The organism is Pseudomonas sp. MWU349 (assembly GCF_017947325.1).
GTDB lineage: Bacteria > Pseudomonadota > Gammaproteobacteria > Pseudomonadales > Pseudomonadaceae > Aquipseudomonas > Aquipseudomonas protegens.
This window is the reverse complement of the sequence record NZ_JAFEVP010000004.1, coordinates 210,237-226,096: the sequence shown is the minus strand read 5'-3', so window position 1 is coordinate 226,096 and position 15,860 is coordinate 210,237. Positions and strand designations below refer to the sequence as shown.

Here is a 15,860-nt window from a genome sequence, read left to right as displayed (position 1 = left end):
GTGCGTGCAATCAGCGGTGTAACAGAATGTTTCCGTCTGCTCTGCTTTTGCCTACACAAAAAACAGCGAGGAATAATCCATGCTCGAAGTCATCAACGACTTCCTCTCAGGGAAAGTGCTGATCGTGCTCATTGTCGGGCTCGGCAGCTACTTCACGATCCGCTCGCGTTTCGTTCAATTGCGCCACTTCCTCCACATGTTCGCGGTGTTCCGCGACAGCCTGAAAAGCAGCGGCGGCCAGCTCAGCTCGTTCCAGGCGCTGATGCTCAGCCTCGCCGGCCGAGTGGGCGCAGGTAACATCGCTGGCGTCGGCATCGCCGTGACCCTGGGTGGCCCGGGCGCAGTGTTCTGGATGTGGGTGACCGCACTGGTCGGCATGTCCAGCAGCTTCTTCGAATGCACCCTGGCCCAGGTCTACAAACGCGCCGACGGCGACGGCCTGTACCGCGGCGGCCCGGCCTACTACATCGAGCACGGCCTGAAGCGCAAAGGCATGGCGGTGGTGTTCTCCATCCTGCTGCTGGTCACCTACGGCTTTGCCTTCATCGGCCTGCAGTCCTACACCGTGACGCACTCGCTGCAGGACGCCTTTGCCTTCGACCCAAGCCACACCGGCATCGTCCTGGCGGTGCTGCTGGCCATCACCTTCATCGGCGGCATCAAGCGCATCGCCGCGGTGTCCGACCTGCTGGTCCCGATCAAGACCCTGGCCTACATCGCCGTGACCCTGTACGTGATCGGCACCCAGATCGAACAAGTGCCGGCCATGCTGGAGACCATCATCAAGAGCGCCTTCGGCCTCGACCCGGCCTTCGGCGGCCTGCTCGGCAGCGCCATCGTCATGGGCGTGAAGCGTGGCGTGTTCGCCAACGAAGCGGGCCTGGGCAGTGCGCCCAACGTCGCCGCCGTGGCCGCCGTGAAGCACCCGGGCGCCCAGGGCGTGGTCCAGGCCTTCAGCGTGTTCCTCGACACCTTCGTGATCTGCACCTGCACCGCACTGCTGATCCTGCTGTCGGGCTTCTACACCCCGGGCTTCGAAGGCGACGGCATCGTCCTGACCCAGAACTCGCTGGCCGCCGTGGTCGGTGACTGGGGTCGCCTGTTCGTCAGCGTCGCGCTGTCGCTGTTCGTCTTCACCTGCATCCTCTACAACTACTACCTGGGCGAGAACAGCCTGCAGTTCCTCACCCGCAACCGCACCGTGCTGATGCTGTTCCGCGGCCTGGTGCTGGCGCTGGTGGTATGGGGTTCGATGCAGGACCTTTCGACCGTGTTCGCCTTCGCCGACATCACCATGACCTGCCTGGCCTTCGTCAACCTGGTGGCCCTGGCCATGCTGTTCAAGGTCGGCCTGCGCGTGATGCGCGACTACGACGAGCAGCGCCGCGCCGGCGTCGCCCAGCCGGTGTTCGACTCGCGCAAGTTCGCCGATCTGGACCTGGACCTGAAGGCCTGGCCCGCCGAACCTTCGGCCACCGCCCAAGCCGAGCCGCAAGGCGTGCCCGCAGCGCAACGCTGACGGGTGAACGACGGGCGCATCCTCTGCACCCGTCGGTTACAGTGCGATAAATGTGCGAGCGGGCTTGCCCGCTCCCACAGGTACTCACCGTTTCGGAGAATCCCATGACCCCTTCGACCTACCCTGGCGCCCAGCACGTCATGGTGCTCTACACCGGCGGCACCATCGGCATGCAGGCCAGCGCCGACGGCCTGGCCCCGGCCTCGGGCTTCGACGTGCGTATGCGCGCCTACCTCGACAGCCAGCCCGGGCTGGTGGTGCCGGCCTGGCGCTTTCGCGAGATGGCGCCGCTGATCGACAGCGCCAATATGACCCCCGACTACTGGCAGCGCCTGCGTGAAGCGGTGGTCGAAGCCGTGGACCAAGGCTGCGACAGCGTGCTGATCCTCCATGGCACCGATACCCTGGCCTACAGCGCCGCCGCCATGAGTTTCCAGTTACTGGGCCTGCCGGCGCCGGTGCTGTTCACCGGCTCGATGCTGCCAGCGGGTGTGCCCGACAGCGATGCCTGGGAAAACCTCAGCGGCGCCCTGTCGGCCCTGGGCCAGGGCCTGGCCCAGGGGGTGCACCTGTACTTCCACGGCGAGCTGCTGGCACCGACCCGATGCGCGAAAATCCGCAGCTTCGGCCGGCACCCGTTCGCCGCCCTGAAGCGCAATGGCGGCGGCACCAGGGCCGAGGTGATTCCCGCCGGGCTGGATTACCGCCAAGCCAGGCAACTGGCCAAGGTCGGCGTGCTGCCCCTGTTCCCCGGCATCGGCGCCGAGCTGCTGGACGGTGTGCTCGACAGCGGCATCCAGGCCCTGGTCCTGGAATGCTTCGGCAGTGGCACCGGGCCCAGCGACAACCCGGCATTCCTCGCCAGCCTCAAGCGCGCGCAGGAACAAGGCATCGTCGTGGTGGCGGTGACCCAGTGCCATGAAGGCGGTGTCGAGCTGGATATCTACGAAGCCGGCAGCCGCCTGCGCGGCGTGGGCGTGCTCTCCGGTGGCGGCATGACCCGCGAAGCGGCGTTCGGCAAGCTCAATGCGCTGCTCGGCGCCGGGCTGGAAACCGCCGAAGTGCGGCGCCTGGTGGAACTGGACCTGTGTGGCGAACTGGCCTGAACACTCTGTAGGAGCCGGCTTGCCGGCGAAGGCGGTCTTGAGGGCCCCTTCGCTGGCAAGCCAGCTCCTACACAGGCAGGGCGGCATGCAACTTGCTCCGGTTAAGGGTCTTTCCCAGGCTGGAATCTGCGCATGCTGCACTCGCACCTCACCACCCTCAATGCGGTTTCCCTGATCCTCAACACCTTCAAGGGACAGGGCCAGGACGGCAGCGCGCTGTTGGCCGGCAGCGGTATAAACCCCGCCGACCTGAGCCGCGCCGACACTCGCATCACCACCAACCAGGAAATGCTGGTGTGCGCCAACGCCGTGGCCCTGCAACGGGACATCGGCCTGGAACTGGGCCGGCGCATGCACGTTTCTTCCTACGGCATGCTCGGCTACGCCCTGCTCACCAGTGCCACCTTAGGTGACGCTTTGCGCCTGGCGCTGCGCTATCCGGCGCTGATGGGAACACTTTTCGAACTGAGCCTGGAAACCGACGGTTCGCGCATCTGGTTCACTGCAGCCGGCTATAGCGAAAGCCCGGCCCTGGCCGCGTTCAATACCGAGTTCTGCCTGGTGTCGCTGAAAGTCATCTGCGACGACCTGCTGGGCCACACCCTGCCGCTGCTGGGCGCGCGCTTCGACTACCCCGCCCCGGACTATCAGCAACGCTACCGCGAACCCTTCGACTGCCCGCTGCAATTCAACGCCCGCAGCAACGCCTTCGCCTTCGAGCAGCGCTGGCTGGATCAGCCCCTGCCCCTGGCGGATGCCATCACCCACCAGGCCATGGCCGAACGCTGCCGCAAGCAGAACACCGAGTTCACCGGGCGCCAGGCCTGGCTGGGGCGCATCCGCCAGTTGCTGGCGGCGCAGCTGGATGCCGCACCGGGCCTGGATGGGCTGGCGGAACAGATGAACTGCTCGGCCCGGACCCTGCGCCGCCACTTGCGCGACCTGGGGTGCAGCTATCAGGAACTGCTCGACGAGCTGCGCTTCGAGCGCGCCAAGCAGATGCTCTGCGAAGACCAGATGCCCATCTACCGGATTGCCGAGGCCCTGGGCTTCAGCGAAACCGCGAGCTTTCGCCATGCCTTCGTCCGCTGGAGCGGCGTGGCGCCGAGCCAGTTCCGGCCCTGACAAAAACCCCGGCACAACGCTGGCGATTGCATTACATTGCCGACCTTTCTACCGGCAAGGGACTGCACGCTTGAACCTATTCACAGACGCCATCGGCATTCGCAGGCTTTGCCTGACACTGGTGCTGCTGGCTGGCGTCCCCGTCGCCCAGGCGTTCGACCTGTCGAAGATCCGCTGGTGGGAGATGCAGAACGGCATCCTCCTGGACGATCCGGAAACCGCCACGCTGCAACTCGAACCCTTCCCCCTGCCCGGGCTGGCCCAAGCGCCAGCCCGAGTGATCCTCAGCCAATACCACGGCCTGTTCTATCTCAACGGCTATGCGGATGGGCAGTACCGGCAGCGGGTCTACAAGTCGCCGCCCCTGCCGCTGTTCAATGCCCAGGAACTACAGGCCTGCGTGCCCGAGCAGCAACCCGTTGGGGCCTCGGACAACTGGCCGTCGAGCAAGCAGCTGGAAGCCGCCCTGAGCCTGACCAAACTGAGTTTCGACTGCCAGAGCCCAGGCTGGGAGTTGAGCAATCGCTATCTGCTGGTGGACAGCCGCGATCCCCAGCGGCCGTTGCTGGCCATCGGTCAGCGCCAGGGCGAGGCACGGATCGACTTCACCCCGCAGCAACCCATCAGCGCCGAGGTCCAGCAGCAATGGCTGCAAGCCCTGCAGAAGTATCCAAAGCTGCTGGAGCCCTTCGACGCCAGCAGCGGCCAGCTGAGCGTCAAGCCCTATGCGCTGCCGCCCAGCGCGGAGCAGGTCTGGACAGAATTTCGCCAACTGCACGCGCAATTGCGCGACGCCAAGGACAAGGCTCCGGGCATATCCCGGATGCAAGTCTTCTTCACCCGCCATGACTTTCGCGCTATCGCCCCCGAGCGCAGCACCTACCCCGGCCTGCTCAACGACATCGCCTATTGGGCCACCGAGGCCGGCCAGTTGCAGAGCGCCCGGCCCTGGCTGGCCTATGTACTGAGCCGCGACCCCAACCGCATGCCTGCCTACCTCAATCTGGCGGACCTGGACTGGCGCCTGTACGAACAGGAGCCAGCGGACACCCGGCACCTGGGCCGGGCCATGGAAAACTATCGGCTGTACTGCGGGCTGCGTCTGCAACGCCAGCTCGGGGTGCCCGCCAGGGTTAGCCAACGTCTGGGCCTGGAGGTTGCCAGCGAGCAGGCCTGCCAGAGCTCCTGGCCACTGGTGACGGCAGTGGACCAGGGTGACCAGGCCGAAGTCCGGCGCCTGCTGCACAATGGCCTGCGCGGCGACGTCATCGCCGCCGATGGGCGCCCGGCGCTGTTGCACGCGCTGGACAAACCCGACCTCGACATTGCCCGGCTGTTGCTGGCCCATGGCGCCCGCCCCCAGGGCCAATACAACGGCCGCACCCAGGTGGTCCTGGCCATGCGCCGCGACCTCAAGGACAACCCGGACCTGAGCCAGGCCAAGCGCCTTGGGTTCCTGTTGCAGGCCGGTGCCGCGATCGATGAGCAGGATGCCCAGGGCGGCACTGCACTTCAGCAAATGGCCAAGGAACGCGACGACATCGAGCGCTTCAACTGGTTGCTGCAACACCCGCAAGACCTCGACAGGCGCAGCGGGCCAGACGGCGAAACCGCACTGTTTCTGGCGCTCAGGGGCGGCAACTACGCCGCTGCCAGAGAACTGATAGAGGCCGGTGCCAACCTCAACCTGAGCTACGGCCGCGATTTCTGCGCACAGCAGCCGATTCGCCAAAGCCTGCTGATGATCGTCGCCGAACAGGGCTCGCCCGAGGTCATCAATCCCTGGGTCAGCCAGCAAGAGAGCCTGGACATGTTCACCCTGCTGCTACAACGTGGCGCCGACCCCAACGTCGGCCGCTACTGCAAGAACAACGGCTACACCTGGCTGTTGGAGATCATGGCCCGGCGCAAGCGCGACGACATGCTCAAGGTGCTGCAAGGCTTTGCGCCGCCACCGCCGGCGACGGCGTTTCGTCTGTGAGGCGTGGCGCCGAGCCCGCTGCGCTCCAGAAACAAAGCCCGACACAACGGCGCCGATTGCATTACATTGCCGGGCTTTCTACCGGCAAGGGACTGCACACGTGAACCTATTGACCGCCATCGCCCGGCGCAACGGCATTCGCGGGCTTGGCCTGGCGCTGGCACTGCTGGTTGCCGCCCCCGTGGCCCAGGCCTTCGACGTGGACCTGGCCTGGTTCAAATGGTCGGGAATGCGCCGCAACTTCGTCCTCGACTCCCCGGAAACCGCCACCCTGGAGCTCAAGCCTTTCCCCCTGCCGGGCCTGGCGCGAATGCCGCTGCGGATTGTCCTGAGCCAGTACCGCGGGCTGTTCTACTTCAATGGCTATCAAGACCTGCAGTACCGACAGCGGGTCTACAAGTCGCCGCCGATGGTCCTGTTCAGCCCTGAAGAGCTGCGGGCCTGTGTGAGCCCGGGCGATGACATCCAGGTCAGCGACATCTGGCCCACGAGCAACAGCCTGGCCCCCGGCATCACCCTGACGCCCCTGAGCTTTCAGTGCAAGGAGCCATCCGAGTGGCAACTTAGCGGGCGCTACCTGCTGATCGACCAGCGCGATCCGCAGCACCCGCTGCTGGCCATCAGTCACCGCCAGGACCTTAGCCAAATGGAATTCACCCCCTTGCAACCCATCAGCGAGGAAACCGGGCGGCAGTGGTTGCAGGCCCTGGAGACCTTCCCGCCGTGGTTCCGTCCCTTTACCCAAGGCCGCGGGCCGATCACCGTCAACGCCTTTGTGCCAGCGCCAGCCTCGACCCCAGACAGCCTCTGGAAAGAGTTCCGCGCGCTGCACGAACAACTGCGCACGGCCAAGGACAAACTGCCGGGCATCCGCAAAGTGGAAGACTTTTTCGTCACCCATGACTTTCGCAGCATCGCCACCGAGCGCCGCGAATACGCCGGCCTGCTCAACGACATCGCCTTCTGGGCCAGCCAGGCCGGGCAGCTGCAAACGGCTCGCCCCTGGCTCCAGGAAGTGCTGCGCCGCGACCCTGGGCGCATGCCGACCTACCTCAACCTGGCGGACCTGGACTGGGCGCTATTCGAACAGCGGCCGCTGGACAACGCCCACCAGGGCCGGGCCATCGAGGGCTACCGGGTGTATTGCGGCCTGCGCCTGAAGCGCCAGATGAGCATCCCGCCCCGAGTGCTGCAGCGCTTGGGCCTGAGCGCCGCCAACCCCCAGGCGTGCCAAGCCTTCTGGCCGCTGGTGGCCGCCGCGGATGCCGGCGACCTGGGCGAAGTGCAGCGCCTGCTGGCCAGTGGCATCAGCGGCGAGGTCATGGCCGACGATGGCCGCAGCGCGCTGTTGCACGCCCTGGACGCACCGCACCTGGACATCGCCCGGCTGCTGCTGGAGCACGGCGCCCACACCAGCGGCCTGTACAACTGGACCACGCTGGCGACCCTGGCCATGCGCCGCGACCTGGGCGACAGCCCCGACCTGAGCCAGGGCGGGCGCCTGAAGTTCCTCATCGAGGCTGGCGTGGCCATCGACGAACCCGACAGCCAGGGCGTGACGCCACTGATGCAGATGGCCGAGAACAAGCGCAGCCTGCAAGGCTTCAGCTGGCTGCTGCAGTACCCGCAGAACCTCGACCTGCGCAACAAGAATGACGGCGAAACCGCACTGTACCGGGCCTTCTCGGGCAACAACTACGTGGCCTTGAAGCAGTTGATAGCGGCCGGCGCCAACCTCAACCTGAGCTACGGCCGTGCCGTTTGCAATAACCAGCCCGTGGGCGAAAGCCTGCTGACCCTGGTCGCCGACAAGACCTCCGCCGACGCCCAGTCACCCTCCGTCAGCCAGCAGGACACCCTGGAGCTGTTCACCCTGCTGCTGGAGAAAGGCGCCGACCCGAATGTCGGCCAGCGCTGCGAGAAAAAGGGCTACGCACTATTGCTGGAAGCCATTGCCCGGAAAAAACGCGAGGACATGCTCAAGGTCCTGCAGCGCTACGCCCCTACCCCGCCTGCCAGCTGAATCCGGATGGCGCCCCGCAACGGGGCGCCCTGCCTCTTTAAGGGGCGAATTTCGGTCAAACACTTTGGCCACATCAATCCCCTTTTGGCCGCTCCTGCCGTTCTCCCAAACCCCGCACCCCGCAAGACTGTGATCCACCGAATCAGCCTGCGGAGAACAAGAAAATGCTGACGATCTACTCGGACGATCACCACCTGCACCACGGCCGTTGCGAACTCATCGACGGGCAACTGATGCCCTGCTTCGAAATGCCTTCCCGGGCCGACCACGTGCTGGATCGGGTGAAACATCAAAACCTGGGGCCGGTGCAGGCGCCCAAGGACTTCGGCCTGGAGCCTATCGAGCGCATCCACAGCCGGGCCTACCTGGACTTCTTCAAGGGCGCCTGGGCGCGCTGGGCGGCCCAGGGCATCGACGGCGACCTGCTGCCCTACACCTGGCCGGCGCGTACCCTGCGCAGCGTGATGCCCACCAGCCTCCACGGCCAGCTCGGCTACTACAGCTTCGACGGCGGCGCGCCGATCACCGCCGGCACCTGGCAGGCGGCCTATAGCGCGGCGCAGGTGGCGCTGACCGCCCAGGCCCATATCCAGAATGGCGCCCACAGTGCCTTCGCGCTGTGCCGGCCACCGGGACACCACGCCGCCGGCGACCTGATGGGCGGCTACTGCTACCTGAACAACGCCGCCATCGCTGCCCAGGCGTTCCTCGACCAGGGCCACAGGAAAGTCGCGATCCTCGACGTCGACTACCACCACGGCAACGGTACCCAGTCGATCTTCTATGAGCGCAGCGACGTGCTCTTCACCTCGATCCACGGCCACCCGGAAGCCGAGTTCCCGTTCTTCCTGGGCTATGCCGACGAATGCGGCGAAGGCGCCGGGGAAGGCTTCAACTTCAACTACCCACTGGCCGCCGGTAGCGGCTGGGATGCGTGGAGCGCGGCCCTGGAACAGGCCTGCAACGAAATCCAGCGCTATGACGCCGACATCATCGTGGTGTCCCTGGGCGTGGATACCTTCAAGGACGATCCGATCTCGCAATTCAAACTCGACAGCCCGGACTACCTGGCCATGGGCAAGCGCATCGCCGCCCTCGGCAAGCCGACGCTGTTCGTCATGGAAGGCGGTTACGCGGTAGAGGAAATCGGCATCAACGCCGTCAACGTTCTCGAAGGCTTCCAAAGCGCCCAGTGAGGGATTCGCATCATGCAAAGACTCAAACGCTTAATGATTCCCGCCCTGTGCGCCAGCCTGTTGGGGACCGCCGCCCACGCTGAAGAACGCACCCTGCGGGTGTACAACTGGTTCGACTACATCACCCCCAAGGCCCTGGAAGACTTCAAGGCCCAGAACAGCCAGGTGAAGCTGGTCTACGACATCTTCGACACCAACGAAGCCCTGGAGGCCAAGCTGCTCACCGGCAACTCCGGGTATGACGTGGTGGTGCCGTCCAACGTGTTCCTGGCCAAGCAGATCGAGGCCGGGGTGTTCCAGCCCCTGGACCGCAGCAAGCTGCCCAACTGGAACCACCTGGACCCCAAGTTGATGAAGCTGATCGAAGCCAACGACCCGGGCAACAAGTTCGCCGTGCCCTACATGTACGGCACCATCCTGATCGGCTTCAACCCGGACAAGGTCAAGGCCGCCCTCGGCGACAAGGCGCCGGTGGACAGCTGGGACCTGATCTTCAAGGAAGAGAACATCAGCAAGCTCAAGCAGTGCGGCGTGGCCCTGCTGGATTCGCCGTCGGAAATCCTGCCCCTGGCCCTGCAGCACCTGGGCCTGGACCCCAACAGCAAGAAACCGGCGGACTACGAGAAGGCTGAAGCGCTGCTGATGAAGATCCGGCCGTACATCACCTACTTCCACTCGTCCAAGTACATGGCCGACATCGCCAATGGCGATATCTGCGTGGCGGTGGGCTATTCGGGGAGCTTCTCCCAGGCCGCCAACCGCGCCAAGGAAGCCAAGAACGGCGTGACCGTGGACATGCGCCTGCCCAAGGAAGGCGCACCGATCTGGTTCGACATGCTGGCGGTCCCCAAGGGCGCGAAGAACCCGGAAGATGCCTACACCTTCATCAACTACCTGCTGCAACCCCAGGTGATTGCCCCGGTCAGCGACTTTGTCGGTTACCCGAACCCGAACAAGGACGCCACCGGACTGGTGGACCCTTCGATCCGCAACAACCCCAACCTGTATCCGACAGAAGCGGCCATGAGCACCCTGTACACGCTGCAGCCGTTGCCCCGTGATGTAGAGCGGGCGCGGACCCGGGCCTGGACCAAGATCAAGTCCGGGACCTGATCCGGCGGGCGATGGGCGCGCGGTCAGGGATAGACCGCGTCGCCGCTGTTCGCCGGCAAGCCGGCTCCTACACAGTGGCGTTTAGCAGCCGGTAAGGCCTTGGGCGCTGCCCTCTTCGGCGAAGAACCAGGGCCGCAGGCGCACGCCCACGCCGTTGCCGATGAAGGCCGCCACCAGCCACAGCCAGCCATGCAGGCTGCCGGAGGCGATGCCGCTGAAGTAGGCGCCGATGTTGCAGCCATAGGCCAGGCGCGAACCGTAGCCCAGCAGCAGCCCGCCAATCACCGCCGCCACCAGGGAACGGGTGGGGATTCTCAGGTTGGGGGCAAAACGTCCCGCCAGCCCTGCCGCCAGCAAGGCACCCAGGACGATGCCGATGTCCATGACACTGGTGATGTCCTGCCACACCGGTGCCGCCAGCGCCTTGGCATTCGCCGCGCCCTGCCAGAACACCCAGCTGCCCACGTCCACCCCCAGCCCGCTGGCGACCTTGGCGCCCCACAGGGCGAACGCCGAGGTAATGCCCCATGGGCGCCCCGCCAGGGCCAGGGTGGCGAAGTTCAGCAGGGCCAGGGCCACCGCGCCCCAGACCAGCGGCCAGGGGCCGCGCAGCAGCCGGCGCCAGCCCTGGTGCTGGCTGGTGACCGGAGCTTCAAGGCTGCCATGACGGCGCTTTTCCAGGGTCTGGGTGAGCACCGCGATCAGCGCGAACAGGCACAGGCTCAGGCCCAGCGCCGGGCCCACGCCAAAACTCTGGACGATGGAGATGGGCGGCAGCGACGGCAGCGCAAACCACCAGTCCACATGATGGGTGGCGATCAGCGAACCGCAGATGAAGAACGCCAGGGTCACCAGCATCCGCGCATTGCCACCGCCCACGGTGAACAGAGTGCCCGAGGCGCAACCGCCGCCCAACTGCATGCCGATGCCGAAGATAAAGGCACCGACAATCACCGAGACGCCGGCCGGCGCCACCAGCCCCACCACCGGCTGGCCGAACAGGCTGCCCGCCCCCAGCGCGGGGAAGAACAGCAGCACCGCCAGGGCCAGCATGACCATCTGCGCTCGCAGGCCGGCGCCACGCCGGTCGCGGATGAACACCCGCCAGGCCGAGGTGAAGCCGAAAGCCGCGTGGTACAGGGTCAGCCCCAGGGCAGCGCCCAGCAGCAACAGCAGCACCTGCCGGGCACCCACCTGGGCTTGCAGGAACAGGGCACCGGCCACCAGCAGCAGCAAGGCGAACAGCGGGGCGCCGAACTTGCGTTCAGGCGCCAGGAAGAGGGTCTGGCTCATGGGAGGGGCTCGCGCGGGAAATGCTCGCGAGTATACCGCCTCAGGCCCGCCAGGCCTGGCGCAAACGGCTTACCGCAGCCTGGATATCGGCTTCCGGCACCGCCGCGAAGCCCAGCACCAGCCCGGCCCGCTGGTCCTCGGGCAAGGTGGTTTGCGGCAGCCAGTAGCTGCTCAGGCCGGCGACCTCGACCTCAACGCTGGCGGCCTGGGCCAGCAGTTCCTGTTCCCGCGCCAGGCTGTCGACCCGCACCGTCAGGTGCAGCCCCGCCGCCACGCCGGGCAGCGGCCCGACGCCGCCGATCGCCTGCGGCCAGGCCGCCAGCAAGGTGTTGCGCCGGCTCAGGGCCGCCCGGCGCATACGCCGGATATGCCGCTGGAAGTGCCCGGCGGCCATGAACTCGGCCATCACCGCCTGGGTACTGACCTCGGAATGGCGCACGTCCACCGCCCGGCGCTGGGCGAAGGCCTGGACCAGGGTCGGCGGCAGCACCAGGTAGCCCAGGCGCAGGGCCGGAAAGGCGACCTTGCCGAAGGTACCGACGTAGATCACTCGGCCCTGGCGGTCCAACGCCGCCAGGGGGGCCAGGGGCGCACCGCTGTAGCGGTACTCGCCGTCGTAGTCGTCCTCGATGATCCAGCCCTGGCTGCGTTGGGCCCAGGCCAGCAGCTCCAGGCGCCGGGCCAGGCTCATGATCACCCCGGTGGGGTACTGGTGGGACGGCGTGACATAGGCCAGGCGGCAGCTGTCCAGCTGCTCCAGCTGGCGGCAGTCGATGCCCTCCTGGTCCACCGCCACGCCCTGCAACTGCGCACCCGCCAGCGCGAAGGCATGCCCCGCGGCGCGGTAGCCGGGGTTTTCCACAGCCACCTGGTCGCCGGGCTCCACCAGCAGCTGTGCACAAAGGCTGATGCCCTGCTGCGCGCCACTGGTGATCACAATTTGTTCAGCCGTGCAGTGCAGGCCCCGAGCGCTGCGCAGGTAAGCGGCGATCAGGCTGCGCAGCCGCGGATCGCCCGCCGAATCGCCATAGCACAATTGCCCGAGGTCGGGCCTGCGCCAGAAAGCCGCATTCAGCTTGGCCCAGACCTCGAACGGGAACAGATCGAAGGCTGGCACGCCAACCCGAAAAGCCCGTGGCGGCCCCTTGGGCGGGGTACTCAAATGATGGGTTTGCAGGCGCTGCCAGCCGCTGCTGTGGATAACTTTACTGGATAAATCACCAGCCATTTCCGTCTGTTTTGTGGATAAACCTGTGGGTAAGCCTGTTGAAAACCCTGTGGATACTTTTGTGGATAGTTTTTTGATCGGCAATCGGGTTTCCGGCAATTGCGCCACATAGGTGCCGTCACCGACCCGCCCTTCGATAAAACCCTCGGCGTACAGCTGGTCATAGGCCCGCACCACGCTGTTGCGGGAAATCCCCAGGGCGGCGGCCAGGTCGCGGCTGGCTGGCAGGCGCGTACCACTGGCCAGGCGCCCGTCCAGCACCCGCTGTCGCAAGGCCTGGTACAGCTGGCGGCTGAGGCCCTGGCGGCGGTCCAGCTCAATGCCGGCCGGATTGAAGGACAACGGGGGTACGGCACTGTTCATCGAGGTTCACCCGGGCAATTGGACCCACAAAATAGACCAGAGATGGCTCTTACAACGAACCATTAGCCTGCCTAGGATGCAGCCACTCGCCAAGGATTTTTTTACATGTACCTACCCCGCGCTTTCGTCGATGAAGACCTCGCCCGCCTGCAGCAACTGATTCTGGGCAGCCGCCTGGCGACCCTGGTGACCTGGGGCGCCCTGGGCCTGCAGGCCAGCCACCTGCCCCTGCTGCTGGACCCCGGACAGGGGGCCAATGGCACCCTCTACGGGCACCTGGCCAAGGCCAACCCGCAATGCGCCGAACTGGCCGCTGGCGCCGAGGCGCTGGTGATCTTCACGGGCGAGGATGCCTACGTCAGCCCCTCGTTCTATCCAAGCAAGGCCGAGCACGGCAAAGTGGTGCCGACCTGGAACTACGTGGCAGTGCACGCCTATGGCCAGCCTGAGGTATTCAGCGACCCGGAGCGACTGCTCAAGGTGGTGGGGGGCCTGACCGAGCGTCACGAAGCCGGCCGCCCCCAACCCTGGCAAGTGACCGATGCCCCCGCCGACTACCTGGAGGGCATGCTCCGGGCAATCGTCGGCTTTGCCTTGCCGATCCAGCGGCTGGAAGGCAAGCGCAAGCTCAGCCAGAACCGCAGCGCCGAGGATATCGCCGGGGTGCGCGAAGGCCTCGCGGCCAGCGCCGACCTGCGCGACCAACAACTGTCCCGACTGATGGGCTGAGTGCCCGCCCAGAACAATAAAGGAGCTTTCATGCGCCAGATCCAGATCCGCCCCGTTACCGCCGCCGACCACAGCGCCTGGCTACCCCTGTGGCAGACCTACCTGCGCTTCTACGAGACCGAGCTGGCGGATGCCGTGACCCAGAGCACCTGGCAGCGCTTTCTCGACCCCAGCGAACCCACCCACGCGGCCCTGGCCTGGGACGGCGAGCGCGCCGTGGGCCTGGTGCATTTCATCTACCACCGCTCCAACTGGAGCATCGAGAATTCCTGCTACCTGCAGGACCTGCTGGTGACCCCGGACCAACGCGGGACTGGCGTGGGCCGCCAGCTGATCGAGTTCGTCTACGCCCAGGCCAAGCAGGACGGCTGTGCCAAGGTGCATTGGCTGACCCACGAAACCAATGCCACGGCCATCCAGTTATATGAGCGCATCGCCGAGCGCCCGGGTTTCATCCAGTTCCGCAAACCCCTCTGAGTTGCCAAGGAGCCACTGCATGTCGATTTCACTCGCCGATTGGAAAGGCGTTCCCGCCCCCTCGGCCACCCTGCTTGATGGGCGCTTCATCCGTTTGGAAAGGCTCGACCCGGCGCGCCATGGCGACGATCTGTTCCAGGTGCTGCAAGGCCCGGGCGCCGATCCGGTGCTGTGGAACTACCTGCCCTACGGCCCCTTCCCCGAGCGCGCGGCGTTCGATACCTGGCTCAATGGCCATGCCGCCGCCAGCGACCCGTATTTCTTTACCGTGATCGACCGCGCCAGCGGCCAGGCCCAGGGCATCATCAGCCTGATGTCCATCGTCCCGGCCCAGGGCCGCATCGAGATCGGCCACGTGACCTTCGGCTCCCCCATGCAACGTTCGCCAAAGAGCACGGAAGCGGTGTACCTGCTGGCCAAGGAAGCTTTCGCCCTGGGTTACCGGCGGCTGGAGTGGAAGTGCAACAACGCCAATGAGCGCTCGCGCTATGCCGCGCAGCGCTTGGGTTTCAGCTTCGAAGGGGTGTTTCGCCAGCACATGGTGGCCAAGGGACAGAACCGCGATACCGCGTGGTTCTCGATCCTGGACGGGGAGTGGCCGGCAATCGCCAGGGGCTTCGAGCAGTGGCTCAGCGATGAGAACCAGAGCGGCTCGGGGCAGCTCAAGTCCCTGGCGGAGTGTCGCGGCTAAGCGGGATTTTCGCCGGCAAGCCGGCTCCTACAGAAATTGCGGTGAACCCGAACCTTGTAGGAGCTGGCTTGCCAGCGAAGGACTCAACCGAGCTTCTGCGCCAGCACCGCAATATGCTCTGGCCCGATGCCGCAGCAGCCGCCCACATGGCTGGCACCACGCTGGTGCCAGTCCGCCACCCATTGCAGATAACCCGGTGGGTCCAGGTCCTCGCGCAGCGGGCACAGGCCGTCGTTGGCGGTGGCATCCTCGGGCTGCGGCGGGAAGGCATTGGCATACACGCCAATGTGAATCTGCACGCCCAGGCGCTCGAAGGTCTCGCGAGCCGCATCCACCGCCGCCCCAATCACTTCCGGCTGGCTGCAGTTGAACAGCAGGGTCTGCACCCCCAACTGCGCCGCCACGGCTGCCGCTTCGGCCACCGTCTCGCCTGAACGCAGGCGCGGCACTTCGTCGACCTCTTCGTCCTTCAGGGTGAAGGACAGCCAGAACGGCTTGCCGTCCTTGGGCAGGCCGGCGTGGATAGCTCGCGCTTCGACGATCGAGCTCTGGGTTTCCGCCAACCATAGGTCCACATGGGGCGCCAGGCCCTTGACCAGCGGGCTGAGGATTTCCTCGACCCGCGCAGCGTCGAACAGGTCCGGGCGATAGGAGCCGAACAGCGGCGGCAACGACCCCGCCACCCGCACCGGCTTGCCGGAGGCCTCGACCGCGCGGCGCGCCAGCTCGCCCGCCAGGGCAGCCAGGGCCTGGCCTTCAGCAGCGAAGCGCTCTTCGCCGATATGAAAAGGCACCACCGCGTAGCTGTTGCTGGTGATCACATCAGCGCCGCTGTCGATGTAGGCCGCGTGCACCGCCTCCACCGCCCGGGGGTCTTCGCTCAATGCCAGTGCCGACCACTCGGGTTGCCGGAACGGCGCACCACGGCGCTGCAACTCGCGACCCATACCGCCATCCAGAATTACCGTGCTACCTGCGCCCATATGCTTTTCACTCATAAGCTTATGAAAATAACT

13 protein-coding genes are annotated in these 15,860 nt (G+C 65.9%); 10 read left to right on the top strand and 3 right to left on the bottom strand.

All coding sequences use genetic code 11. From position 1 onward, the window contains the following. The first annotated feature begins 79 nt into the window (after positions 1–79). From KCG88_RS17355 to KCG88_RS17325, 7 genes are all read left to right on the top strand, one after another. A complete protein-coding gene (locus KCG88_RS17355; RefSeq protein WP_047290058.1) occupies positions 80–1,519 on the top strand; it encodes an alanine/glycine:cation symporter family protein in 1,440 nt (479 codons plus the stop codon). Between the two features lie 104 nt (positions 1,520–1,623). Beyond that, positions 1,624–2,625 (top strand): asparaginase, encoded by a 1,002-nt coding sequence (locus KCG88_RS17350; protein WP_047290061.1) that lies wholly within the window; start codon positions 1,624–1,626, stop codon positions 2,623–2,625. A 132-nt stretch (positions 2,626–2,757) separates the two neighbouring features. Continuing rightward, the gene (locus KCG88_RS17345) at positions 2,758–3,750 is read left to right on the top strand and encodes an AraC family transcriptional regulator (protein WP_047290063.1); all 993 of its coding nucleotides are present in this window, start codon (positions 2,758–2,760) and stop codon (positions 3,748–3,750) included. A gap of 184 nt (positions 3,751–3,934) precedes the next feature. Then, a complete protein-coding gene (locus KCG88_RS17340; protein ID WP_210712969.1) occupies positions 3,935–5,731 on the top strand; it encodes an ankyrin repeat domain-containing protein in 1,797 nt (598 codons plus the stop codon). Positions 5,732–5,840: 109 nt separating this feature from the next. Next, a complete protein-coding gene (locus tag KCG88_RS17335; RefSeq protein ID WP_210712968.1) occupies positions 5,841–7,754 on the top strand; it encodes an ankyrin repeat domain-containing protein in 1,914 nt (637 codons plus the stop codon). 164 nt (positions 7,755–7,918) lie between these two features. Further along, on the top strand, positions 7,919–8,950 hold the full coding sequence (locus tag KCG88_RS17330) for a histone deacetylase family protein (protein ID WP_210712786.1): 1,032 nt from the start codon (positions 7,919–7,921) through the stop codon (positions 8,948–8,950). 12 nt (positions 8,951–8,962) lie between these two features. After that, on the top strand, positions 8,963–10,063 hold the full coding sequence (locus KCG88_RS17325) for a polyamine ABC transporter substrate-binding protein (RefSeq protein WP_210712785.1): 1,101 nt from the start codon (positions 8,963–8,965) through the stop codon (positions 10,061–10,063). Between the two features lie 81 nt (positions 10,064–10,144). Here the strand turns inward: KCG88_RS17325 and KCG88_RS17320 are convergent, their stop codons facing one another. Both KCG88_RS17320 and KCG88_RS17315 read right to left on the bottom strand, forming a co-directional pair. Then, entirely contained in the window at positions 10,145–11,356 is a 1,212-nt protein-coding gene (locus KCG88_RS17320) for a YeeE/YedE family protein (RefSeq protein WP_047290072.1), read from the bottom strand. A 40-nt stretch (positions 11,357–11,396) separates the two neighbouring features. Beyond that, positions 11,397–12,947, bottom strand: coding sequence for a PLP-dependent aminotransferase family protein (locus KCG88_RS17315; RefSeq protein WP_210712784.1), 1,551 nt, complete (start codon positions 12,945–12,947; stop codon positions 11,397–11,399). A gap of 105 nt (positions 12,948–13,052) precedes the next feature. On the opposite strand from KCG88_RS17315, the gene KCG88_RS17310 reads away from it, so the two are divergent. The 3 genes from KCG88_RS17310 to KCG88_RS17300 are packed head-to-tail and all read left to right on the top strand — an operon-like array spanning position 13,053 to position 14,844. Then, the gene (locus KCG88_RS17310; protein ID WP_210712783.1) at positions 13,053–13,676 is read left to right on the top strand and encodes an FMN-binding negative transcriptional regulator; all 624 of its coding nucleotides are present in this window, start codon (positions 13,053–13,055) and stop codon (positions 13,674–13,676) included. 30 nt (positions 13,677–13,706) lie between these two features. Then, complete coding sequence (locus KCG88_RS17305; protein WP_047290077.1) at positions 13,707–14,153, top strand: GNAT family N-acetyltransferase; 447 nt, start codon at positions 13,707–13,709, stop codon at positions 14,151–14,153. A 19-nt stretch (positions 14,154–14,172) separates the two neighbouring features. Further along, positions 14,173–14,844 (top strand): GNAT family protein, encoded by a 672-nt coding sequence (locus KCG88_RS17300; RefSeq protein ID WP_047338159.1) that lies wholly within the window; start codon positions 14,173–14,175, stop codon positions 14,842–14,844. A gap of 83 nt (positions 14,845–14,927) precedes the next feature. Here KCG88_RS17300 and KCG88_RS17295 read toward each other — a convergent pair whose 3' ends face one another. Continuing rightward, positions 14,928–15,827, bottom strand: a complete 900-nt coding sequence (locus KCG88_RS17295; RefSeq protein ID WP_011064317.1) for a homocysteine S-methyltransferase family protein — start codon at positions 15,825–15,827, stop codon at positions 14,928–14,930. Positions 15,828–15,860: the final 33 nt, after the last annotated feature.